This is a genomic window from Nocardia australiensis, assembly GCF_020733705.1.
Taxonomy (GTDB): Bacteria; Actinomycetota; Actinomycetes; order Mycobacteriales; family Mycobacteriaceae; genus Nocardia; species Nocardia australiensis.
This window is the reverse complement of the sequence record NZ_JAJFZM010000001.1, coordinates 3066796-3090677: the sequence shown is the minus strand read 5'-3', so window position 1 is coordinate 3090677 and position 23882 is coordinate 3066796. Positions and strand designations below refer to the sequence as shown.

General features: G+C 64.9%; 18 protein-coding genes. 9 read left to right on the top strand and 9 right to left on the bottom strand.

What is annotated here, in order from left to right:
• Positions 1–25: 25 nt before the first annotated feature.
• From LKE06_RS13995 to LKE06_RS13980, 4 genes are all read right to left on the bottom strand, one after another.
• Positions 26–2251, bottom strand: a complete 2226-nt coding sequence (locus tag LKE06_RS13995; protein ID WP_227999067.1) for an MMPL family transporter — start codon at positions 2249–2251, stop codon at positions 26–28.
• Between the two features lie 167 nt (positions 2252–2418).
• Entirely contained in the window at positions 2419–3339 is a 921-nt protein-coding gene (locus LKE06_RS13990) for an acyl-CoA dehydratase activase (protein WP_227999066.1), read from the bottom strand.
• A gap of 28 nt (positions 3340–3367) precedes the next feature.
• On the bottom strand, positions 3368–4696 hold the full coding sequence (locus LKE06_RS13985) for a 2-hydroxyacyl-CoA dehydratase subunit D (protein ID WP_255649164.1): 1329 nt from the start codon (positions 4694–4696) through the stop codon (positions 3368–3370).
• Positions 4697–4707: 11 nt separating this feature from the next.
• Positions 4708–5901, bottom strand: coding sequence for a 2-hydroxyacyl-CoA dehydratase subunit D (locus LKE06_RS13980; RefSeq protein ID WP_227999064.1), 1194 nt, complete (start codon positions 5899–5901; stop codon positions 4708–4710).
• A gap of 235 nt (positions 5902–6136) precedes the next feature.
• On the opposite strand from LKE06_RS13980, the gene LKE06_RS13975 reads away from it, so the two are divergent.
• The 6 genes from LKE06_RS13975 to LKE06_RS13950 all read left to right on the top strand — a co-directional run bounded on the left by LKE06_RS13975 (position 6137) and on the right by LKE06_RS13950 (position 13350).
• Positions 6137–6967, top strand: coding sequence for a PaaX family transcriptional regulator C-terminal domain-containing protein (locus LKE06_RS13975; RefSeq protein WP_227999063.1), 831 nt, complete (start codon positions 6137–6139; stop codon positions 6965–6967).
• 328 nt (positions 6968–7295) lie between these two features.
• A complete protein-coding gene (locus tag LKE06_RS13970) occupies positions 7296–8645 on the top strand; it encodes an MFS transporter (RefSeq protein WP_227999062.1) in 1350 nt (449 codons plus the stop codon).
• A gap of 10 nt (positions 8646–8655) precedes the next feature.
• Entirely contained in the window at positions 8656–9828 is a 1173-nt protein-coding gene (locus LKE06_RS13965; RefSeq protein WP_227999061.1) for an acyl-CoA dehydrogenase family protein, read from the top strand.
• Positions 9825–10649 (top strand): SDR family NAD(P)-dependent oxidoreductase, encoded by an 825-nt coding sequence (locus LKE06_RS13960; protein ID WP_227999060.1) that lies wholly within the window; start codon positions 9825–9827, stop codon positions 10647–10649. The genes LKE06_RS13965 and LKE06_RS13960 overlap by 4 nt, the downstream gene beginning before the upstream one ends.
• 50 nt (positions 10650–10699) lie before the next feature.
• Positions 10700–12388, top strand: coding sequence for an AMP-binding protein (locus LKE06_RS13955; RefSeq protein ID WP_227999059.1), 1689 nt, complete (start codon positions 10700–10702; stop codon positions 12386–12388).
• A gap of 260 nt (positions 12389–12648) precedes the next feature.
• Entirely contained in the window at positions 12649–13350 is a 702-nt protein-coding gene (locus LKE06_RS13950) for a DUF8020 domain-containing protein (protein WP_227999058.1), read from the top strand.
• A gap of 178 nt (positions 13351–13528) precedes the next feature.
• Here LKE06_RS13950 and LKE06_RS13945 read toward each other — a convergent pair whose 3' ends face one another.
• From LKE06_RS13945 to LKE06_RS13925, 5 genes are all read right to left on the bottom strand, one after another.
• On the bottom strand, positions 13529–15160 hold the full coding sequence (locus LKE06_RS13945; protein WP_227999057.1) for an AMP-binding protein: 1632 nt from the start codon (positions 15158–15160) through the stop codon (positions 13529–13531).
• A gap of 229 nt (positions 15161–15389) precedes the next feature.
• Positions 15390–16190 (bottom strand): SDR family NAD(P)-dependent oxidoreductase, encoded by an 801-nt coding sequence (locus tag LKE06_RS13940; protein ID WP_227999056.1) that lies wholly within the window; start codon positions 16188–16190, stop codon positions 15390–15392.
• A complete protein-coding gene (locus LKE06_RS13935) occupies positions 16187–17143 on the bottom strand; it encodes an acyl-CoA dehydratase activase (protein WP_227999055.1) in 957 nt (318 codons plus the stop codon). The genes LKE06_RS13940 and LKE06_RS13935 overlap by 4 nt, the downstream gene beginning before the upstream one ends.
• Positions 17144–17172: 29 nt before the next feature.
• Positions 17173–18459 (bottom strand): 2-hydroxyacyl-CoA dehydratase subunit D, encoded by a 1287-nt coding sequence (locus LKE06_RS13930; protein WP_227999439.1) that lies wholly within the window; start codon positions 18457–18459, stop codon positions 17173–17175.
• An 83-nt stretch (positions 18460–18542) separates the two neighbouring features.
• Entirely contained in the window at positions 18543–19715 is a 1173-nt protein-coding gene (locus tag LKE06_RS13925) for a 2-hydroxyacyl-CoA dehydratase subunit D (protein ID WP_227999438.1), read from the bottom strand.
• A gap of 131 nt (positions 19716–19846) precedes the next feature.
• On the opposite strand from LKE06_RS13925, the gene LKE06_RS13920 reads away from it, so the two are divergent.
• From LKE06_RS13920 to LKE06_RS13910, 3 genes are all read left to right on the top strand, one after another.
• Positions 19847–20950 carry a CaiB/BaiF CoA transferase family protein gene (locus tag LKE06_RS13920; protein ID WP_227999054.1) on the top strand — a complete coding sequence of 368 codons (1104 nt, stop codon included), beginning with the start codon at positions 19847–19849 and terminating at the stop codon, positions 20948–20950.
• A gap of 97 nt (positions 20951–21047) precedes the next feature.
• Positions 21048–21893 carry a PaaX family transcriptional regulator gene (locus tag LKE06_RS13915; protein WP_227999053.1) on the top strand — a complete coding sequence of 282 codons (846 nt, stop codon included), beginning with the start codon at positions 21048–21050 and terminating at the stop codon, positions 21891–21893.
• Positions 21894–22138: 245 nt separating this feature from the next.
• Positions 22139–23779, top strand: coding sequence for an amidase (locus LKE06_RS13910; protein WP_227999052.1), 1641 nt, complete (start codon positions 22139–22141; stop codon positions 23777–23779).
• Positions 23780–23882 lie beyond the last annotated feature (103 nt).

Here is a 23882-nt window from a genome sequence, read left to right as displayed (position 1 = left end):
GACAGCCCACCGTTCCCCCGCCGAGTCAGACACGTACCGATTCGAGCTCCCTGCCAGGCTCGGGACGATCCAGACTCTCACCCTCGATACCGACGTCCGGCAGGACCTTCTGCAGCCATGTCGGCAACCACCATGCCTTGGCGCCGAACAGTGCCAGAACCGCTGGGACGAGGGTCATCCGGACGATGAAGGCGTCGAAGAACACCGCGGACGCGAGCCCGAGGCCCACCATCTTGATCATCGGTTCGCCACCGCCGATGAAGCCGGCGAACACGGCCATCATGATGGCCGCCGCGGCCACCACGACCCGGCCGCTGTGCCGGAATCCGGCGGCGATGGCGTCGTCGGCACTGTGCCCGTGGGTGAACGCCTCGCGCATGCGGGTGACGAGGAAGACTTCGTAGTCCATCGCCAGGCCGAACACCACGCCGATCAGGAAGATCGGCATCATGCTCACCACCGGCCCGCTCTGGTGGACACCGAGCAGGCCCGCCAGCCAGCCCCACTGGAAGACCGCGACGATCACACCGAACGCCGCCCCGACCGAGAGCAGGAACCCGAGGGCTGCCTTGATCGGCACCACTATCGAGCGGAACACGACCATCAGCAAGAGGATCGCCAGCCCGACGACCACCGCGAGATACGGCAGCAAGGCGTCGGTCATCCGCTGCGACATATCGATGTTCACCGCGGTCGTGCCGGTGACCAGCATCGTCGCGCCGGTCGCGGCCTTCAGGTCGTGCGCCTCGCCGCGCACGGTGTGCACGAGATCCTTCGTCTCGGACGTGGCCGGACCGGTGGCGGGTACGACGGTGATCATGGCGGTGTCACCGGCCTTGTTGAATACCGGTGGGGACGCCGAGACGACGCCCCGGGTGGCGGTCAGGATCCGGCCGGCCTGCTCCGCCGCGGTCTTCGGATCGCCGGCGTCCTTCCCGTCGACCACCACCGTGAGGGGGCCGTTGAAGCCGGGACCGAAACTGTCCGCGAGTGCGTCGTACGCACGACGCTGCGTCGTCGAGGAAGGTTGCGACTCGTCGCCGGGAATACCGAGTTCGAGGCTGGTCACCGGCAAAGCCAGGACACCCAGGCCGATCAAACCCGACAACAGAACAGCGACCGGGCGGCGGACCACGAAGGCGGCCCAGCGGGTACCGACACCGGGTTTGCCGCCCGATGTCGCAGTGATCGACTCGGCATTATCGGCGGTTCGGACCTGCGCCTCGGCCCCGGCCGGGTCGCGGCGGAAGGAGCGCGGCATGACCCTCGTCTGAACGAACCCGAGCAGCGCGGGCAGCAGGGTCAGCGCGATCGCGACCGCGACCGCGACCGTGCCCGCCGCAGCGAGGCCCATATCGGTGAGGACCGGGATGCCCACCACCGACAGCCCGGCCAGGGCGATGATCACGGTGAGTCCCGCGAAGACGACCGCGGATCCGGCCGTGCCGACCGCCCGGCCCGCCGCCTGTTCGGCGCTGTATCCCTCGATGCGTTCGGACCGGTACCGCGAGACGATGAACAACGCGTAGTCGATTCCGACCGCCAGCCCGAGCATCAACGCCAGGGTTGTCGTCGTGGTGGACATGCCGATCGCGATGATGGCAGCGACACCGACTCCCAGCCCGATCAATGCCGTGAGCAGCGGAAGCCCGGCCGCCGCCACGGCGCCGAAGGTGACCATCAGCACCACCGCTGCCGCGGCAAGGCCGATGACCTCGGTGAGGCCACCCATTTCCGGTTTCGAGTGCAGAGCCGATCCGCCGACCTCGACGGTGATCCCCGCGGCCCGCCCCGCCCCGGCCGCGTCGGTCAGCGCAGCCTTGCTGGCGGCGGTGAGATCGTCACTGGTCGCGTCGTAGTTGACCGTGGCATACGCGGTGCTGCCGTCCTTGCTGACCGCGCCGGTCCGGAAAGGATCGAGCACGTTCTTCACCTGCGCGCCGCCGGCCACCCCGGCGAGCACCTTCTCGACCGCGGTCTCGGCGGGTTCGGCGGTGATCTGCTGCCCGCCGGGCGCCACGAACACCAGTCGCGCCTGCGCACCGTCCGACTTGGCACCGGGGAAACGTTCGCTGAGCAGATCGAAGGTCTGCTGCGACTCGGTCCCGGGAATCGACAACGCATCCGGTGGGGCCGCGGGCGCTGCGACGGCCCCGAACACGCAGGCAGCCAACACACCCAACCAGAGCAGCACGACCAGGCGCCGCCTCCGGAAACAGAATCGACCTACCCGATGGAGGAACTTTGCCATGCAGCCATCGTCGATGACCGATGGTGTAGTCGACATCATCTGTGAACAGGAGATCGCGCATACTACGGACGGCGTACGAGAGACCGTGAGTACTACGGATCAAGTACGTGACGACCCGGCCGGAGACGCAAACGGTTGTCACATCCAACGTATATCCGAATCCCTTCCTACACAGGATGAATAGGGAGAGTCGCGCGACTGGTCGCATCGGCGACGTCGGCACTACCGGCGCACGAAGAACAAGCCGACGTCCCGACAACTTTCACCGAACCCGGCAAGGCATCAGTCGGCTCGGCCGGTATGAGATGGTCACCTGCACCATCGCGGGCCAGCAGCGCGGCACCGTAGGCACCACTGATCTGCGGCGTTGCCGGAACGATGACCGGCGCGTCCAATGCCTCTTCGAGGAAGTGCACCGCAGCGGCATTTCTGGCCACACCGCCGGTCATCACGATCGGCTGGTGTTTCCCCACATAGGCAACCAGCCCGAGCGTGCGCGCCGATACCGCGCGGTGGACCGATGCGGCGATATCTTCGCGACGCTCCCCCTGCGCGAGCAAGGAGATGATCTCCGTTTCGGCGAAGGTGGCGCACATGCTGCTGACCTCGAGATTCTTGTCTCCGGCCAGCGCGAGATCGGCGAGTTCGTCGATACCGCACTCGATCGCCCTGGCCAGGACCTCGAAGAACCGTCCGGTGCCGCTGGCACAACGATCATTCATCGTGAAGTTGTCCACGATGCCGTCGTCGATGACGATGGCCTTGCTGTCCTGGCCCCCGATGTCGACAACCAGCCGGGTGCCCGAGCACATCGCGGCGACACCACGGGCATGACACGTGATCTCGGTGAAACTTCGGCCGGCACCCGGAACGAGGCGACGTCCGTAGCCGGTGGAGACGCTCCGCGCGATATCGGCCGCGGACAGGGACGCGGCCGCCAGAGCCCCGGACATGGACTGCGCCAGACCGGCTCGACTGACCGCGCCCATCTGCACCACCTCGGACGAGACGATCGTCCCGGCCTCGTCGACGATGACTGTTTTGGCTGTCGTCGAGCCGAGATCGACTCCCATGTAATGGCTTTTCACCCTTGCGACCCCATTCCCGCTACTCGCGTCACGCCGGCACGACACCGCCGCGGCTGCGCCGCACATCGATCCCCTCGAGCATCGCCGCCAGGCGGCTTTCCAGGATCTCGTCTTTGTAGAAGGACGCATCGGCGACGTCGCCTTCGAAGAACATCGACGGTATGCCCAGCTCCCGCTGGGCTGCTTTGGCGACCAACCGTTGTGGGTTGGTGAATGCCCGGCAGGTGCGCGTCGAGTGAAACACGATGCCGTCGACGTCGTAGTACTCGCTGTCGCGCAGGACCAGGTTCTTGATCGTCTTCGTACCGTGGTTCGTCGGGCACAGCAGGTAATGCTGAGCCATGCCGAGCAGTGGATTCTCCGGATCGATGAGATGCGGCTCCTGCCAGAACGCTTGATGGGTGTATCGGCCGGCGACAACGGCCACACCGTGATCAGCGAACTTGCGCGCCAGGAACCCCAGCTTGTTCCAGTTCATGAATCCGTCGAAATACACCCGGTAACGCTCGTTGCGAACGGCGGGAACCCCGTCGGCGATCCGCTGCTGAATCTCCGCTTTGACCGCGGCGAAATAGTCGACCAATTGCTGACTCGCGGGCAGGAAGTTGATGTGAGCGATACTCGCGATCCAGTCCCAGAAAGTGGCGGGAGTCGGCGCCTGCCGGCACAGCGCCATCGCTTCGCGGCGCAGCTCCGACGCGCGCTTGAGGTAGGCCATGTTCTGGCGCAGCGCATCCCAGTCGAACGGTCGACCGGTCATACTCTCGATGAACTCCACCAACTCATCGAGCTGGCCGGCCACGAAGCGCGATGCCTGTTCCCATTCTTCACCCACGAGATAGCCCGCATCCGGCTTGTTACCCCACAGAAAGGGCAGCGAGACATTGAAGATGGGAACTTCCTTGCCGAAGACCCGGAAGGAGATGTCGTCCCACTGCTGTCCGGTGCTGCACCCCGCATACGCGTTGACGAAGAAATCAGGCGCCGGCAGGCGGCTCGCCAGCTCGGCCTGCTCCGGCAACCCCACCACTCCGGTGCCGCTCGCGTGCCCGCTTTCCTGAGTCAGAACCGCACATCCCAGGTGCGTCCGCGAATAGGAACACAGCTCGCCGATGTATCCGTATTCCTCCGCGGCCAGCTGAGCGGGGCGCTCCAGGTGCTGAGCTGCCAGTCGTGCCGAAAATGCCTCGCCGTGACACCACACCAGCCCTGCGGCCTGAAAGAAGGGATTGACCGAAGAACCGTTGTACCACACCACTTTCTGACCGCGCTCCCGCGCGGTGAACACGTTGTCCCAATAGTCGGCGACCATCTTTCCGCCGGTCTTGGTGACTTCGAGTCGGTTGGAATTGTCCATGACGGGGGCGTTCACTTGACCACATCCTGATATTCGGGAACGTCGGCGGCGGGGCGATCGGTACGGCGGATACGTTCGAGCAGCGCCTCGACACGGGTCCGGATCGACTCCACCGGTACGCCGTCGTGTTCGGTTTCGATGAGCAGGTGCGCAATGCCGTATTCCGACAGTCGTTTTCGAAGTTGTGGGTAGTACAGCATGTGCGGTTCGCAGAATTTCGCCATCAAGACGATGACGCCTTCGGCGCCGCTGGATTCGATCGATTCGATCAACCGGTCCTCCCAGTCGGTGGCATGCCGGACGCGCGTCGGGCACGGCATGTTGGCGTCGCGTTGCAGGTACCAATCACTGATCGCCGCCAGCGGATCGACGTCCTCCGCGACGTCGGTCGAGATGTAACGCGCGCCGTGGTAGAGGTCGTCGTCGACCACAATGGCTCCGCATTCCTCGATGGTCTGCAGAATTTCGGGTTTCGGCGCATGGCAGAAGTGCCCGGACAGATGGATCCGGACACGGTGATCCCGGGTGACCTCGTCCAGCCCCGCCACGATGTGGCGGAGCGCGCGGGTGTGCTCGGCCTTGTCCATGACCATGCCGGACTTCACGAGCGACTGCAGCTGCGTCGCGGTCAATCGGGCGTTGCCGGACCGGCGCGCGGCGAACAGCGTGCGCAGCAACCGGCGATTCTCGTTGAAGAGGGTGATACTGCGCGACAGGGCCGCGGCCGTGACGGAAGTTCCGGCGAAGACCGCCATTTCGTCGACGAAGCTGCGCATCTTCTCCCGCACGACCTCGGGCGTCCAGGTAGCGCCCATCGCGGACTCGAGCTGGCCGAAATACAGTGGCCTGTCTTCGGATTCGGATCGCACGACATCGACCGCGCCGAGCAGTTGGATGCAGTGATCGGCAAGGAAGAAGCCGTCGTAGCCATCCAACCGGCCCTTCGCGGCCTGGTCCGCGATATTTCTGGTGTAGCCGCAGTAGAACTCCGCCAGCAGGTTCCTGCCGATGCTGTCCGGTTCGCGGTTCTCCTGGATGATCACCGGCAAGGCTCCGGCAGCGTGAGCGATCTCGGCCGGGAAGTTCATCGGAAATGCCCCGACGACCTTCCCGCCGGTTCGCCGCTTCCATTGAGCCACATAGGAATCCGGATCCTCGGCGATCGCGCCGAGCATGGTCAGTGTGGTTGTGATCGTGTCCGACACCGCGCAGCCTCCTTCGAGCCCGTTCACGGGCGTGTCCGAACTGGGATCGATCGGCCGATACAGGCCGACTCCTCATTTATAGATCCGAGTTAGACAAAAAACAACCCTTGGTGTTCTAAACTGTCAAACTAAATCGGGTGACAGGGTGCGACCAGCACGCCCCAGCTCGACACACCGCCAGGCTTCGTCGGACCACACACTCGGCGGCGCCATTCGGCCTGTCACAATTCGAACCGTGGCCGCGATCGACCTTCCCTCACCGAGCGCCCGGTCCCTGCTGTTGACCATCGTCGGAGAGTTCATGTTCCCGCCGGCGGATCCCGCATGGACGACCGCGATTCTGCGCGTACTGAGCAGCCTCGGCGTCGAGGAACACGCCGCGCGACAGGTGCTGGCGCGGGCGGCGGCCGCGGACTGGCTTACGCGCGAACGCGACGGACGTGCGGTCCGCTGGCGAATCGCACAGCGCGGCCTGACCCTCGCCGCGGACGGCATCCGGCGCTCGAATGCCTTCCTGTCGGGCCCGCCCTCCTGGGACGGCCGCTGGCTGATGTTGTTCGTCACCGTGCCGAACCAGCGCGCCGCAGTGCGCAAACGCCTCCACGGCGGCCTGTCGTGGCTCGGCATGGGCAATCCGACTCCGGGACTGTGGGTGACACCGCACGTCGAACGCGGCGACGAACTGACCGATCTGGTACACAGCCTGGAACTGGAGCACTCCGCGCTGGCAGTAGTCGGTTCGCTGCACGAAACCGGTATGGGCGCCCACGAAGTCGTGCGAAGGGCTTGGGACCTCACCGAGCCCGCGCGCTACTACGAGGCGTTGCTGGCTCATCTGGACGATCGGCCCGAACCTCGAAGCGGTGACGAGGTGTTGCTCGCCTACCTCGATTTGCTCAGCCTGCAGCAACATCTGATGCGAGTCGATCCTTTCCTGCCCGAGGCCCTGCTTCCCGAGTGGGTCGGACGAACCGGCGCGGCGCGAATTCGCGCCCTGCGCCACAGGTGGGCCGAGCCGGCACGTGCGCGCTGGGCCGAGATCCTCGCGGAGTCGGCCCCGAGCTGACCCGATCTCCTGGCTTGTACATTTTTCGTCATTTGGTATTGATTTCTGTATAAGCCCAAGCCATCATAGAGTTGTTGGGCAGATCACACTCCCGACCGCCGCAGCGCGGTCGTGCATGCTGCCGCGCGAATGCTCGCGACCGTGGCATTCGGATGAAATTCATACCGGGAGAACGCCGTTCGATCGGACGGCCGGTTCGAGCAGGCCCACGCGCCGCACACCTCGTTCAGCGAGAGGACAGCATCTTGACCAGACCCAGGCCCGAATTTATGGTCATTCCATATGGCCATTTACCTCGCCATGCCCGCGGACCTGCCAAGGAGACGGTATGACAGCGCCGACCGCCGCCCCGCTCCCCCGCGAGTCATCGCACCCGTCACGAACGAATCCGCGGCGCGCGGCTACCGCCGCCTTCCTCGGCACCGTGATCGAGTTCTACGACCTGGTCATCTACGGCACGGCCGCGGCCCTCGTATTCGGCCGGGTGTTCTTCCACGATGTCAGCCCACACGTGGCCTTGATCATGTCCTTCACAACCTTTGCCAGCGGCTATCTGGTGCGACCGGTCGGCGGACTGATCTTCGGGTACATCGGTGACCGGTTCGGCCGCCGCCGGGCACTCATGCTGACCATCGTGATGATGGGCGCGGCCACGGTCCTGATCGGCGCGCTGCCGACCTATGCGACCGCCGGCGCACTGGCGCCGATTCTGCTCGTCCTCCTGCGCTTGCTCCAAGGGCTGGCAGTCGGCGGAGAACAGGGCGGAGCCGTCCTGATCGCCGTCGAGCACGCACCGGCGAACAAACGCGGGTTCTACGGGAGCTTTTCCACCGCCGGCGCTCAAGGCGGAACCGTCATCGCCACAGCGGTTTTCGCACTCGTCACACTGCTGCCCGACGATGCGTTCAACGCCTGGGGCTGGCGAATTCCGTTCTTGCTCAGCGCCGCCATCGTCGCGATCGGCGTGCTGGTTCGCTACGGGCTCGAGGAAACGCCCGACTTCCAGAAGGTACAGCAGTCCGGCAAGCGAGCGCGCAATCCGATTCGCGCGGCACTGACCGGGCAGCCGCTGACGATCGTCGGCATCATGCTGGTGATGGGCGGTGTCTTCGCCTGCTGGTATCTCCTGACCGTATACAGCCTCAGCTACGCGGTCGAACACACCGGCATCACCCGGACCACGATGCTGTGGCTGGTTTCCGTCGCCACCCTGCTGGTCGTTGTGATGAATCCGGTCTGGGGAGCCGTGTCCGATCGGATCGGCCGCACCGGACTGGTCGCGGGCGGACTACTCCTCGAAGGGGTGCTGCTGTTCGCCTACTTCGCCGCCTTGCCCACCGGCAACATCACGCTCATCTTCGTGCTCATGCTGGCCACCACAGGATGTGGCCACGCGATGATCAACGGCGTCTTTCCGGCATTCGTGACCGAAAGCCTTCCCGCCGAAGTGCGCTATACCGCAGGGTCTTTCGGCATTCAGCTGGCCGGAGTCCTCGGCGGATTCGCCCCACTGGCCGCCGTCGCGCTGGAGGACTCCAGCGCCGGACCGATGTCGATCCCCGCACTGTGCCTGCTGATCTGCGTGCTGGGCGCGATCAGCGCCTACACCCTGGTGCGGCAGTATCGCCCGGCCGGCTCCACCGGCGCCGGTCTCGAGCCCGCACCGACCTTCGGATGAAAGGCCTGCGATGACACCCCGATCCGACCACGACCACGACGGCATCCGAACGGCCGTGCGCGCCTTCGCCACCAAACAGCTGGCACCCGGATACCTCGACCGCGCCAAGTCGACAGAGTTTCCGTGGAAACTTCATCGGGAGATCGCGGCGCTGGGTATCTACGGCCTGCTGGCGGGAGACCCGTACAACCCGCTCGAGCGGGAGGATTTCGTCGCCGCGGGTATCGCGATCGAGGAACTGGCGTATGCGGACTTCAATGTCGCCAACATCGCGATTCCGGTGCTGCTGATGAGCTCCCTGATTCGTCAGCACGGCTCCGACGCGCTCATCGAGCAGTGGCTCGGGCGCTTGGTCTCCGGCGAAACCTTCGTCGCATTCGGCTTGACCGAACCCGACACCGGATCCGATGCCGCGAACATCAAGACCACCGCGCGCGCCACAACCGACGGATATGTCCTCAACGGCGAGAAGACGTCGGTGACCATGCTCGGCAACGCCGAAGCGATCATCGTGGCCGCAAGGACCATTCGAGACGGCGCCGACCTCGGCGTTTCGGCATTTCTCGTACCGCTCGACAGCCCCGGCATCGCGAAGTCGGTGGTCCCGGACACCGGCTGGGGCATTCTCGGCCGCGGAGTCCTGCATCTCGACGACGTCGAAATTCCGGCTGCCGACATGATCGGAGCCGAGGGCCGCGCATTCTCACGCGTACTCAACGGGTTCGACTTCACCCGCCCGCTGCTCGCACTGACCGGGATCGGCACTGCGCAGGCCGCACTCGACGAGACAGCGCAGTACGTTCGCCGCCGCACCGCGTTCGGCACCGAACTGGCCAAATTCGAAGGCGTCTCGTTTCCGATCGCCGAACACCTCACCAAGCTCGAGGCCGCACGGCTGATCTGCTACTCCGCCCTCGAAAAACGAACCCTGGGCCTTCCCCATACCGCGGAGGCCGCGATGGCCAAGTGGTACGGCCCCCTCGTCGCGAGCGCGGCTGTCAAAGAATGCCTGCTGCTGCACGGCAACTACGGATACTCACAGGAGTTGCCCTTCGAGCAACGGCTGCGTGATGTCATGTCGGTCGAAATAGCGGACGGCACCGCACAGATACAGAAAATAATCATCATGCGTGAGAAATACGGCACGGATTTCGTGCCTTACGAGAAGCGGAGAAAGTCATGAGTTCCCACACCAGCGCGGACACCGATCGTCGCCCGAGCCCCGCGGACGGTTTCGATTTCAGCGAGTCGAAAATCATGGTGATCGGCGGGACTTCCGGCGTCGGTCTCGCAACGGCAACAAGCTTTGCACAGGCCGGTGGACGGCAACTGGTACTCGTCGGCAGGAACGAGACGCGCGGCAAGAACGCCGTCGACCACATTCTGACGATGTGCCCGGATTCTTCACCGGAGTTCGTATCCGCAGATGTGAACGAGCCGACAGCAGCCGAGGAAGTCGTGCACGAGGCGTCGCGGCGAATGGGTGGGCTGGATATTCTCGTCAACTCGACAGTCGCGGTCTACCAACCGACCCTCCTCCACGACACGGATATCTCGGCCATACCGGAGATGATCGCTCAGCAAGCGCTCGGACCGATGTTGACCAGCCGCGCGGCCGTGACACTCATGCGCGAGCAGCAGCACGGCGCGATCGTCAACATCGCCTCCGACGCCGCGAAGGTGCCGACCCCCGGAGAATGCGTCATCGGCGCGGCGATGGCCGCTATCGTGACTTTCTCCCGCACACTGGCCGTCGAGGCGAAACGTTATGGAGTCAGGGTGAATACGATCACGCCGTCACTGATTGCGAACACCGGCTCGTACGACCGGGCGATGAACATCGAATTCTCCAAGAAGATCTTCGAAAAAATCACCAAACAAGCACATTTGGGGCTTACCGAGCCGGAGGATCTCGCCAACGCGATCTTGTTCTTGACATCGCCGCTGGCCGCCAACATCACCGGACAGGTTCTCAGTGTCAACGGTGGAATTTCGGTGGCGTAACAGCCGCCCGCAACACAGTGATTCGACGCATTCGCAATCGAGGTAGACCCATGCCGACCGCCACCAACCGCATCCATCCGCCCGAGAACGAGCGCCCGGGGTTGACACAGTCGTACTGGCCGGCCGATACGACTTACGAGATCAGAGACATAACGCTCGGCGGACTCCTGCGCGAGGCAGCCGCTGCGGTTCCCGACCGGATCGCCGTGGTGGATGCCGTCGCGGACCGGTCGGCGCGACGCAGCTGGACCTATGCCGAATTCCTCGCCGACGCCGAACGGGCGGCCCGCGCACTACTCGCCCGATTCGAGGTCGGAGACCGGGTGGCGATCATGGCGCCCAACAGCGCGGACTGGATCGTGCTGCAACACGGCATCAGCCTGGCGGGCATGATCGTGGTGACGCTCAACCCGGCCTACCGGGCACGCGAAATCGAGTACATTCTCCGGCAGTCCCGGGCCGCGGGCATCGTCCATGTCGATACATACCGCGGTCTCGATATACGCGTGACCATCGATGAGGTCCGCTCCGACCTGCCTCACCTCGAACATGTGATCTCCTTCTCCGACTGGGAACAACTCCTCGACAGCGGCAGTCCCGGACAACAGCTGCCGACCGTACATCCGGACGACCCATTCCAAATCCAATACACCTCCGGCACCACCGGGTTCCCGAAAGGCGCTCTGCTGCACCACAAGGGCCTTGTCAATCAGGCTGCACTGGTGGCGGAGCGAGCCGGGATGCGCGATGGCGGCGTGAATATCAATGCCATGCCCCTGTACCACATCGGCGGTGGAGTGGTGTGCCCGTTCGGCGCACTGTCCAAGCACGGAACTTTCGTCGTCCTGCCGGCCTTCGATCCTGCCTTGATGCTCGAGGCCGTCGAGACCTATCGCGGAACACACACTCTGCTCGTTCCCACGATGATCATCGCCCTGCTCGAGCATCCACATCGCGTGAGCACCGATCTGTCCAGTCTGCAGACGATCTTGACAGGAGCGGCAAATGTGCCGGCCGCCTTGATCCGCCGCACAATCACGACCCTCGGCTGCCACACCAGTATCCTTTTCGGGCAGACCGAGATGCACGGCAACATTTCCCAGACACACCTCGACGACACCCCTGAGGATCAATCGGAGACCGTCGGACGGCCGCTACCACACCTCGAGATCAAAATCGCGGACCCCGGCAGCGGAGACGTGCTGCCGCTCGGCGAGCGCGGCGAAATATGCTGCCGGAGCTACCAGAACATGATCGAATACTTCGATATGCCGGACGCCACCGGCGCATGCATCGATGCCGATGGCTGGCTGCACATGGGCGACCTCGGAAGTATGGACGAGCGCGGATTCATCAGGGTGACCGGTCGGCTGAAGGATATGGTCATCCGAGGCGGGCTCAATATCTATCCTCGCGAAATCGAAGAGCTGCTGACAACACATCCCGCGGTCGCCGACGCCGCGGTGGTCGGAATCCCCGACGACAAATGGGGCGAACAGCTGGCCGCGGTGATCCGCATTCCGGCCGGTATCGAGCAGCCGATGGCGGAAGAACTTCGCTCCTTCTGCCGGGCGAACCTCTCCGCACACAAAACGCCGGCCTACTGGAGCTTCGTCACCGAGTTTCCGCTCACCCCGACGGGAAAGATTCAGAAGTACGTTCTGCAGGACCGCTTGCGTAACGGAGAAATCCCGAAGACCACCGCACAGGGCCAGGCACACCGTCCGGCGCACAAGTAGAATTCCGAAACTCTGCGACAATTCGTGATCCCCCCAGGATCGGTGCGGGAAACGTAACTCTTTCAACAACTTTCAACGAAAGCCTGTTCTTTCGGACAGGAGATCCGATCGGCAGCGGTAATTTCTGCGCCGGATTACTCGCGGACACACAGTCCTGCGCAGCGCACCTTCCGCACAGTCGGTCTCTTCGGCGTGCGCTGTTCCAGACCCTCCCGCACGAGAAAAGCTGTGGGTAGCGGATAAAACGAGATGAGGAAACCATGAAGAGTATGAAGGTCGCGGCTACGTCCGCACTGCTGGCCGCCGCACTGGGCGCGACGGCCGCATCCGCCGGTGCGGCTCCTGGCGCCGGTGACGACGTGGTGAACTTCAAATCCAGCACCAGTGGGGACTCCATGATCGTGTCGACCGACGTCGGTTCGATGACCGCGGACAACGGCGTGTTCACGATCGCGGCCCCGGACGGATCCGCCGTGGCCGGCACCGAATTGTCGTTCCGGGTCGACGACTTCGTCTTTCCGATCGCGGCCGAGATCCGGGGCCGCACCGCAACCCTCACCCCGCAGTTCGACCTCGCGCACGCGTCCTACCGGCCGGTTGCCTTGCCTTTCGACGACACCGCGCCCTGGAAGACGCCGTACGACCGGGAGCAGGCCGCCTGGAACCGCATGAGCAGCACCATCATCACCGGAGCCTCGATCGGCAGCCTCATCGGCGGTATCGGTGGTGGCGCGATCGGCTGCCTGCTGGGCGGCATCGCCGGCGCGACTGTCGCCGCCGCCACCATCGTCGGAATGTTCGGCCCGTTCATTCCGGCCGCCGCCGTCGGCTGCCTCGGCGGTATCGTCGCCATCGGCGCGCTGGGCACCCTGGCCGGACAACTCCTCATCACCGCGCCCGTCGCGATCATGGCCGGCGTCCAGTACTTCACCACCATCGGTTCGCCACTTCCGGCGAAGTGACCCGATCCGCTGTAATCGTCTGCACAGCAATGCTTTCGGCCGGGCGGTCCGTGCGGACCACCCGGCCGGGACCGGTGGATCGATCAGCTCGCCCTACCGGCCGATCGGACTGCTCGACCGCGGATTCGAGAGCACGCGCCTGCTCACGCAGTGGCTCGATTCCATGCCATCCCCGCCGCTACCGCGAGGACTCCTCGAGTGTGTACGCGGGAATCAGCCGCCCCGAGGCGATATCGTCCTGAACGCGGAATTTCTGAATCTTCCCCGACGGCGTCATCGGCAGTTCCGCCGCGAAGTACCACAGCGACGGTGTCTTGTGAGCGGCGATTCGTTCACGGCACCAGGCCTTCAGCGCTGCCACGTCGGGTGGGCTGCCGGGGTCCTCGGCGCGCAGCACCGCGCCGATCTGTTCGCCCCACTTCTCGTCGGGTACACCGACGACGATCACCTCGGCCACCGCGGGATGCCGGAAGAGCAGTTCCTCGATTTCGCGCGGGTAGATATTGAGGCCGCCGCGAATGATCATGTCCTTGAGGCGGCCGGTGATTCGCAGAAAGCCCCGGTCGTCCATGGTTCCCAGATCCCCCATGTGCAACCAGCCCGCACGATCGACGGTCGCGGCCGTCTCCGCCGGCATGTCCGAATATCCGAGCATGTTCTGGTAACCGCGACAACAGATTTCGCCTTGCTCGCCGATGGGGACCACGGCGCCGGACACCGGATCGACGATCTTGACCTCGAGTTCGGGGAGGGGTTGCCCCACCGTGCTGGCCTGGTCGACCGGATCATCGGTGATGCGGGTCTGACTGATCACGCCGTGCATCTCGCTCTGCCCGAACAGGATCGTGAATCGGCAGCCGAGCCGCTGGATAACGCGCTCGACCAGTACCTGCGGCACCGCCGACGCACCGGACATCACCGTGTACACGCTCGACAGGTCGCGGGTCGCGAAATCCGGATGCTCGAGCAGCGATATGAGCATGGTCGGGACCATCAAGGAGTGTGTACCCCGGTAGGTTTCGAGCATTTCGAGCATGAGCGCGGCGTCGAAACCGGCAAGCACCACAAACGTACCGTGGGTGGCGAAGGTGCCGAGTTCGGTGACACCCCCGCCACCGATGTGATACATCGGCATCGCATTGACACACACCACCGGCCCGGCCTGGCCGGCGCGTTCGAAGACGAACGTCGCCTCGTTGACAATTCCCTTGTGGTGCAGCATCGCACCTTTGGGAAAGCCGGTCGTGCCGGAGGTGTACTGGATCTGCACCGGGTCGGTGGGCAGGACCGCGGGCAATTGCACCGTGGGGTCTGTCGTGGCGAGGAACTCCTCCCACTCGCTCGTCGGCACCACCATTCGCAGGTCGGGAAGCTCCCCGGCGATGTCGCCGAGCACGGTCGCGAGCTCCACTCCGCGATAGCTCTCACGGAAGAAGAGTCCCGCGGCGCGCGATTGGCGCAGGATGTACTCCAGTTCGTGTGCGCGGTAGGCCGGGTTGATACCGACGACCACCATCCCGGCCATCGCGATCGCCTGCTGCAGAATCACCCACTGCGCGCTGTTGGGAGCCCATATCGCGATCCGGTCACCAGGCGCGAAATGGGTTCGCAGGGCCCGAGCCACCTGCTCGACCTCGGCGAGAAGTTCGCGGTAGGTCCATTCGGTCCGGTTGGCCGGATCGGGGTCACCCTCGACCAGCGCCACCCGGTCGGGCACCGCGGCCGCGGCCTGCCGGAGCAGATCACCGAGCGTGATGTCGCGGACGCCCGAACTCGTCGAGGCCGGCCAGAAGGATTGTGTGAGGGTCATCGTGCGATCCGCCTTCGGCTGTGCGGTGTGAAGGATGCTGTGCATCCGTGGGCCACCGGTGCGGGGCCACCCGGCGCGATCGAAGTATGGCGCCGGTCACACTGAATGTAGTACATATTCAGAGCCAGAATCAACAAAACTGTCTAATATTTTTATGGTCGGACCAAATGTCGCCGAGGTCCACCGGCAGCGCTTCACCAGCCCGAGGCTTCGGCCGCGAAAAGTCCCGCTATCCTGCGGAGATACCGCCGTTGGGACTCACTGCCTGGCCGGTGATCCGCCGCGCCTGGGGGCTGCACAGGAAGACGATGAGTTCGGCGACATCGATCGGCTCGGCCACACCCAGCGATGCCGCACGCGCGGCCTTGTCGAACAGTTTGGCGCTGAAGGGTTCGGCCATGACGCGGTCGTAGGCACCGGTGTCCCGGATCAGCGACGGCGTCACGGCATTGACCCGCACACCGTCGCGTTTGGCCTCCATCGCCAAGGTCTTGGTGAACATGACGATGGCCGCCATCGCCGCGCCGATGACAGCCTCGCCCGGTGTCGGACATTTGGCCGCGTCGGAGGCGACATTGACGATCACGCCGCCGTGTTGGGAGCGCATATCCGGCAGCACTGCCCGGCACATGTTGATCGGCCCGAGCGCCTGCTGCATCAGAATAGCGGGGACGTCCTCCGGCGGCGTGTCATGGAACAGTCGCGGCGTGAACGCGCTCGTCGTGCTGTTGACCAGGATGTCGGCCGCCCCGAGCCCGGAATTCAGCTCCTCGGCTGCCCGCCGTGCCTGGGTGGGATCGTTCACGTCCGCGGCGACGAACAGGCACCACACCCCGGGCGCCAGGGAACGGATCTGTTCTGCCGCCTTCTCCCCCCGTTCGGTGTTACGGCCCACCAGACCGATACGTTGCGTCCCGGCCGCTACGAATCGATGCGCGACCTCGAGTCCGACTCCGCTCGTGCCACCCACCACATACACCGTCGACTGGGCCGGAACCGGCACGCGAGGTTCGGACGTGCTGTCATTCATCGAATACTCCTTCGTAATTCGAGCGCGATCGGCGCAGGGGCCTTGTGCGGTGCGTGATCGAGTTCGCCGTCACAGTCGACACAATGCGGCGTCACGGCCGATGCTGTTGCCATCACTTGGTTTTCGGCCGCGGCATCCCGTCCACCGGTCGATCCGGCCGCGCCGAGGTATTCATCGCGAGCGAGCAGGCCCGCACCGTAGGCGCCGGCGATCTGGGGTTGTTCGAGCAACTCGACCTGCCTGCCCAGAGCGCGCGATACGTAGTGCAGGGCCGCCGGATTCTTCGCCACCCCACCGGTCATCACCGCCGGCGAGGCCTTGCCCACCTGTGCCACCAAACCGAGCGTGCGAGCCGCGACCGCCCTGTGTACCGACGCCGCGATATCCGCTTTGGCACGCCCCTGGGCCAGTAGCGAAATCACCTCGGTCTCAGCGAATGTCGCGCACATACTGCTGACCTCGAGGTCGTCGCAGCCGGACAGTGCCAACTCCCCCACCGCCTCGACGTCCACTTCCAGAGCCCGGGCGAGCACATCGAAGAACCGCCCGGTTCCGCTCGCGCAGCGGTCGTTCATGGCGAACCTGTCCACCAGGCCCGCATCGTCGACAATGATGGCCTTGCTGTCCTGACCGCCGATATCGATCACGAGCCGCACTCCCGGATGCAACGCCGCGGCGCCGCGGGCATGGCAGGTGATCTCGGTGAAGCTGCGGTCGGCACCCGGAACCAGTTTGCGTCCGTAGCCCGTACTTATCGTCCGGCGGATGTCACTGCCGGCGACCCCCGCGGCGCGTAGCGCGCCCTCGATCGCGTGTGCGACCGCCGCCGGGCTCACCGCGCCCATCTGCACGACATCGGCCCCGCGCAGCGCGCCACCGGAGTCGACGACGGCCGCCTTGGCCGTGGTCGAGCCGAGGTCGACTCCCATGACGAACCAATCTCCGGTGTTCATGATGCGTTTCTCCGCGCCACATTCATCGCCTACACCACTGATTTCATCCGCGCTACGTCGATGGCCTCCAACATGGCCTCGAGCCGGCTGTCGAACAGCTCGTCGTTGTAGAAGGACGCGTCGGCGACATCGCCCTCGAAGAAGAAGGATTTCACGCCGCGTTCCTGTTCCGCGGTCCGGGCCAGCATCGTCTGCGGATTGGTCATCGCCCGGCAGGTCCGTGTCGAATGGAATGCGATGCCGTCGATCGCGTATTCGTCCAGGCGCCGCAGCAACAACTCCTGCAGATTCTTCAATCCGTGATTGAGTGGGCACAGCAGATAATGCTGTGCCATACCGAGCAACGGATTGTCGGTATCGATGAGTTGCGGTTCCTGCCAGAAGGATTCGTGGGTGTAACGACCCGCGACGACCGCGACGTCGTATTCGGCGAACTTACGGGTGAGGAATCCGAGCTTGTTCCAATTCATGATGCCGTCGAAATACACCCGATAGCGCTCGTTCTGCACCGCACTCACGCCGTCGGCGAGCCGTTGCTCGATCTCGGCCTTCACCCCGGCGAAGTAGTCGACGAGACCCTGATTGCCCGGCAGGAAGTTGATCGGCGCGATACTGGCGACCCAGTCCCAGTAGGTCGCGGGGGTGGGCGCCTGCGTGCACAGTGCCATGCCCTCGAGGCGCAGTTCCGAGGCGCGCTTGATGTAGAACATGCTCTCGCTCAGCGCATCCCAGTCGAACGGCCGCCCGGTCTGATGTTCGAGGAACTCGATCAGCTCACGCAACTGCCCCTCCACATACCGGCTCACCTCGGTCCACTCCTCGCCCCGCATATAGCCGGCGTCGGGCTTGTTGCCCCACAGCATCGGCATCGAGACGTTGAACAACGGAAGCTTGCGATCGAAGACCCGGTAGGTCATCGCATCCCACTGCTGTCCGGTGCTGCAACCGGCGTAGCCGTTGACGAAGAAGTCGGGTGCCGGCAGTTTGGCGGCCAGCTCCTGCTGGTCGACCATTCCGACCACCCCGGTCGACTGCTCGTTGACGTTCTGGTGTGTCAGCACGGCACATCCGAGATGCGTTCTCGCATAGGAGCAGAGTTCACCGATGTAGCCGTATTCGGCACCCGCGGCCTGCGCGGGCCCTTCCAGGTGTTGAGCGGCCAAGCGGGCGGCGAACGCCTCACCGTGACACCATTCCAATCCCGCCGCCTGGAACAGCGGGTTCATCGCGGCACCGTTGTACCAGACGACATGCTTACCCCGCTCCTTGGCGGTGAAGATGTTGTCCCAGTAGTCGGCCACCATGCGGCCGCCCATCCGGGTGCTGGTCAGCCGATTGGCCTTTTCCGGACTCGATTGCTGGATCGCCACGGCGAACTCCTTCGTGCGTAGATGGGGGTTCAGGATCGGACGGCTGCCGGCTGTCGGCGAATGCGCTCGATGAATGTCTCGATTCGCGTACGCAGCGTCTCGACGGGATTGCCCTCGTGCTCGGTCTCGAGAAGTAGTGACGGGATCGCACGGGCATCGAGCGCTTTGCGTAATTCGGGGTAATAGAGCATGTGCGGCTCGCAGAATTTCGCCATCAGCACGACGACGCCGTCGCAGCGGCTCCTGCCGAGCGAGTCGATCAGATAGGTGTCCCAGTCCACATCGGTGGTCACCCGGGTGGGACAGGGTGCGGTTCGATTGCGGTCGAGATACCACTCCGCCAGGGCTTGCAGCGGATCACCCGACTCGGGCACATCGGTCGAGATGTAGCGGAATCCGGTGTACAGATCGTCGTCGACCACGATCGCCCCCGATTCCTCGATCAGATCCAGGATCTCGGGGCGCGGCGCGTGACAGAAATGCCCCGACAGATGCAGCCGGACCAGATCGGCGCGGGGTTCGGCGGCCGGATCGAACTGCGCCAGCACCCGGCTGAGCAGCGCGGTGTGCTCTTCGATGTCCATCACCATGCTGGACTTCACGAGCACCTGCAGATCGGCAGCGGTGATCCGGGCGCGGCCGGACCTGCGCAGGTCGTAGAGCGACCGAAGCAGTCGGCGGTTCTCGTTGAACAGCCGGATACTCGCGGACAGCTCGTCGGATGTCACCGTGACACCGAGAACCGTTTCGATCTCCTGTTTCAGTTCCTCGATTCGACCTTCCACCCGGGGTTTGGTCCACGCGTCGTCCATCGCGCTGGTGAATTGCGCGAAATGCACCGGCTTGTCCGGGCGTACCCAGCGGATCACATCGACCGCGCCGAGCAGCTGCACACAGTGATCCGCGGCGACGAACGCGTCGAAGACATCGAGACGGCCCAGTGCCGCCTGGTCGGCCACACTGCGGGTGTAGCCGCAGTAGAACTCGGCCAGCAGACTGCGCCCCTCGGTGATCGGAGTGGGGTCGTCTTGGACGATCACCGGCAGCGCGCCTGCGGCGTGCACGATCTCGGCAGGGAAGTTCATCGGGAACGACGCGATCGCACGTCGGCCGTGTTCGGCCTTCCACTTCCGGGCATATGCCGCCGGATCGCCGGCGACCGCTCGCAGTGCCGACATGACCGTCGGATCAAGTTCGCTCATATCCAGCCCCTCGGCTTCGTAGACGGCTGCGGGCTCGTTGTGTGCCGCCGCAACCTGGTTCAGATGATACGTTATTTGATAGAACATAGCCACAAGTGTCAAATGTTGAAAGAAGCTTCAGGAGGATTCGGGTGGAGCGTGTACTCACAGGGCTACGGGTGGTCGAGCTGGCCGGAATAGGCCCGTCGCCGCATGCCGCGATGCTGCTCGCCGATCTCGGCGCGGAGGTGGTCCGCGTCGAAAGACCCGGCGGCGTAACGCAATTGCTTCCGGTGGACAAGGACGCGGTACTGCGGAACCGGCGGTCGGTCAGTGCCGACCTCAAAGAACCCGGTGACCTCGCCCGGGTGTTGCAGCTCATCGACAGGGCGGATGTGGTGATCGAGAGCTACCGGCCCGGCGTGGCCGAGCGCCTCGGGATCGGCCCCGAAGTCTGCACCGAGCGCAACGCGCGGTTGATCTACGCACGGATCACCGGCTGGGGACAGGACGGACCACTCGCGTCGCATGCCGGGCACGACATCAATTACCTGGCGCTCACCGGCGCGCTCCACGCCATCGGCCGCAAGGATGAACGGCCACTCGCACCGCTCAACCTGGTTGCCGACCTGGGTGGCGGGTCGATGCTGGCGGTGCTGGGCATACTCGCGGCCCTGCACTCGCGCACCCGGCCCGGAACCGGGCAGGTACTCGATATCGCGATGGTCGACGGCGTGAGTTCGCTGATGTCGATGTTCTGGACCTTGGCCGAGAACGATCTCTGGTCGCCCGAGCGCGGCACGAACGTCATCGACAGCGGAGCCCCGTTCTACGACACCTACGAATGCGCGGACGGACGCTACATCGCGGTCGGCGCCGTCGAACCCGTCTTCTACGCCCGGTTGCTGGAGGGCCTCGGTCTCACCTCATCCGAACTGCCCGACCAATATGACACCAGCGAATGGCCCACCGTCCGAGAGCATTTCGCGCGGATCTTCCGTACTCGCGATCGCGACGAATGGGATCGGACATTCGCCGCTCTCGACGCGTGCGTGACACCGGTCCTGGCACTGGCCGAAGTTCCGCATCACCCACAGATGGCGGCCCGGGGCACCGTGGTCGAGGCTTTCGGACAGCGACAGCCCGCGGCCGCTCCACGTTTCGCGGGCGTGCCGAGCGCGACGTACGCCGCCCCACGAGTCCCCGGTTGCGATACCGAGACCGTATTCCGGGAATGGGGTGTGCCCGACGCCTGACGAGAAGGCAGCGACAGTGCCGACGGCACAGATGCGGCCGCCCGAAACGAGTGGGCCGCCGTGGCAGCACCTCGGCACGGTGCGCGACGATGGGGGTATGCCTGACGCCGATCCGACGCCGACGTCCACGAAGGACACTCCGGCGAGCCCCAGCGCCCGATCCGCGCTCATCACGGTGCTCGGCGAGCTGGTCGAACCCTATGGGCAGCCGGTACGGACGGCGGCGCTGCTCTATGTCCTGAACGGGCTCGGCTTCGGCGCACATGCGGGCAGGCAAGCGGTGGCACGCACGGGATCGGCGGGTTTGATCGCCGCGCAACGCGCCGGGCGCGAGACCCTCTGGACTCTGACCGACAAGGCACATCGCCTGTTCAGCGAGGGCGATGTGCGCGTGTTCTCCACCGACGTCGACATCACCCAATGGGACGGCCGGTGGCTCGTGGTCAACGTTCCCATCCCCGAATCGCATCGCTCGACGCGCAAGAAGCTGTACGCGGCACTGCGCTGGGCCGGGTTCGGGAATCCGACCCCGGGGGTATGGGTCACCCCCCATACCGGACGTGCGGGCGAGGCCGCGAAGGCGATCGATTCTCTCGGCCTGACCGCGAACACCGTGTCGTTCATCGGAACGACCGCTGTCGCAGGCATTTCCGAAGAAGAACTGGTTCGGCGATCCTGGGATCTCGGTGCCGCCGAGGACGCCTACGACGAGCTGCTCGAACGCTTCGATTCACGCCATTACGGATCGGACGACGAATTGCTTTTCGCCCATGTGGAACTCGCGGACGCGCTGCGGCGCATGACCTACATGGACCCACGGCTCCCGGAGATTCTACTCCCCGACTGGCGCGGACAGCGAGCCGCCAAACGGCTCCGTGACCTGCGCGCGGAGTCGACACACGCCGCGCACGCGCACTGGCGGCGCATCGCCGGCATCGACTGACCCGGCGAAGGACAGCGCGACTCCAATTTCATAAATAGGACCTACCATCAAATGGTCTTACCTATAGTGGTTCGGGAGCCCTCACCCCCCGCCGAGATTCGGCGGCGGCGCGGCCGGTGACTACCGGACCGTGAGTCGACCCTCTCGACAATCGACTCGGCTCGACAACATCCACATCGATCCGAGTCGATCGGATCGGTGCCACTGCCGTACCCGAATTCGGCCAGAGCCAGCAGGAGTTCCGGATGGAACAACCTCTCACCATTTCCGAAGCCGTCACCCCTATGGACTCCGGCGCACTGACCAGCGTCGAATTGACCAGAATGGTCCTCGACCGGGCCGATCGATACGACGACGGACTCGGCGTCTTCGTCACCCGCTTCGCCGACTCGGCGTTGCGGGCCGCCGAGCACGCCGACGACGCACGCCGGCGCGGCGATCGCCGTCCTCTGCTGGGCGTTCCGATCGGGGTCAAGGACATACTCACCACCGATGACGGGCCCACAACCGCACAGAGCGCCGTGCTCGACCGAACGTGGGGCCGCGGCGATGCGGCCGCCGTCGCCCGCCTGCGCGATGCGGGGGCGATCATCGTGGGAAAAACCACAACGATGGAATATGCCTTCGGCTCCCCGGACCCGGACAAGCCCTTTCCCATCCCGCGCAATCCATGGGACCCGACCCGGTGGCCCGGCGGTTCCAGCTCGGGCTCGGCCTCGGGGTGCGCCGCGGGAATGTTCCTCGGGGCGGTGGGCACCGACACCGGCGCGAGCATTCGCATGCCCTCCGCGCTGAGCGGGACCACCGGCATCAAGCCGACCTACGGGCGGGTGCCGAAGTCGGGGTGTGTACCCCTGGGCTACAGCCTCGACTGTGTCGGGCCGATGGCTCGCAGCGCCCATGATTGCGCCCTGCTGCTCGCAGTCATGGCGGGCGCGGACACCTCGGATCCGACCACCGACCGACGCGGCATCTCGAACTACCCGGATGCTCTCGACGGCGATCTCACCGGCCGGACCATCGGCGTGGATATGCTCCAGATATTCTCCGGCCCAACGGATCCGGCGTTGGCACGGTTGTTCGCCGACGCCGTTGCCACCCTCGAAACGGCAGGCGCAACGATAGTGGACGTCACGCTGCCGCACTACCGGGAAGTGACCGCCGCCGCGGTCGTCACCATTCTCGCCGAAGCCGCCGCGTACCACGCACCCGATATCAAATCCCGGTGGGACGAATACTTCGGATTCACCCGGCTCGGCCTCGCGCTCGGGGCCTTCGCCAGCGGGCCCGACTATGTGCAGGCGCAGCGCGTCCGGCGCGTGGGGCAGCAGGCGGTGGCACAACTGTTCGACACCGTCGATCTGATCATGACACCCACGGTCTCGCGACCGGCGCCACTTGTCGAAGAGAGCGGGGACTACACCGCCACACTCTTTGCCGGAGAGGGGTTTTCATATCACACCGCCTACTGGAACGCGCTCGGTAACCCTGCTCTCTCGATGCCGATCGGTTTCAATGCGGACGGATTGCCGCTCGCGGCCCAGTTGATCGGCCGGCCCTTCGACGAGGCGGGGGTCCTGCGGGCGGCCGACGCGTATCAACGCCACACCCGATGGCATCTCGCGACACCGGAACTGCGCGAGGGAGTGAACAATCGGCAGTGGAACGACGTTGCGCCACAGCAATACTCATCGTCGGACGCGGTAGGTTTCGTCGAGGAGACCCTGCGACGGAGCGGCCACCTGGTACCGGAGCACGAGCTCCCCGGGATAACCGCGTCCTTACCTCTCGTTCGCTGCAATTCCGACACGATTTACACGCTTACCGACACTCGGTACGCGGATCCGGCCACCGTCTTCCACGCCGCGGACCCCGCCTCACCGTAATCCGGGCGGCAATCCCCGCGACACCAGCGGTCCGGTAGCTGCCGGGGCCGGGCCCGTCGTCCCCGGCCCCGGCGCAGCCGGCCGACCCCACCCTTGCATGCCG

Bases quoted from the DNA above. Each gene is read 5' to 3' on its own strand.
- LKE06_RS13995 (WP_227999067.1), bottom strand. From the start codon at position 2,251: ATGGCAAAGTTCCTCCATCGGGTAGGTCGATTCTGTTTCCGGAGGCGG.
- LKE06_RS13965 (WP_227999061.1), top strand. From the start codon at position 8,656: ATGACACCCCGATCCGACCACGACCACGACGGCATCCGAACGGCCGTG.
- LKE06_RS13940 (WP_227999056.1), bottom strand. From the start codon at position 16,190: ATGAATGACAGCACGTCCGAACCTCGCGTGCCGGTTCCGGCCCAGTCG.
- LKE06_RS13935 (WP_227999055.1), bottom strand. From the start codon at position 17,143: ATGAACACCGGAGATTGGTTCGTCATGGGAGTCGACCTCGGCTCGACC.
- LKE06_RS13930 (WP_227999439.1), bottom strand. From the start codon at position 18,459: ATGGGCGGCCGCATGGTGGCCGACTACTGGGACAACATCTTCACCGCC.
- LKE06_RS13960 (WP_227999060.1), top strand. From the start codon at position 9,825: ATGAGTTCCCACACCAGCGCGGACACCGATCGTCGCCCGAGCCCCGCG.
- LKE06_RS13950 (WP_227999058.1), top strand. From the start codon at position 12,649: ATGAAGAGTATGAAGGTCGCGGCTACGTCCGCACTGCTGGCCGCCGCA.
- LKE06_RS13955 (WP_227999059.1), top strand. From the start codon at position 10,700: ATGCCGACCGCCACCAACCGCATCCATCCGCCCGAGAACGAGCGCCCG.
- LKE06_RS13910 (WP_227999052.1), top strand. From the start codon at position 22,139: ATGGAACAACCTCTCACCATTTCCGAAGCCGTCACCCCTATGGACTCC.
- LKE06_RS13985 (WP_255649164.1), bottom strand. From the start codon at position 4,696: ATGGACAATTCCAACCGACTCGAAGTCACCAAGACCGGCGGAAAGATG.
- LKE06_RS13925 (WP_227999438.1), bottom strand. From the start codon at position 19,715: ATGAGCGAACTTGATCCGACGGTCATGTCGGCACTGCGAGCGGTCGCC.
- LKE06_RS13970 (WP_227999062.1), top strand. From the start codon at position 7,296: ATGACAGCGCCGACCGCCGCCCCGCTCCCCCGCGAGTCATCGCACCCG.
- LKE06_RS13915 (WP_227999053.1), top strand. From the start codon at position 21,048: ATGCCTGACGCCGATCCGACGCCGACGTCCACGAAGGACACTCCGGCG.
- LKE06_RS13945 (WP_227999057.1), bottom strand. From the start codon at position 15,160: ATGACCCTCACACAATCCTTCTGGCCGGCCTCGACGAGTTCGGGCGTC.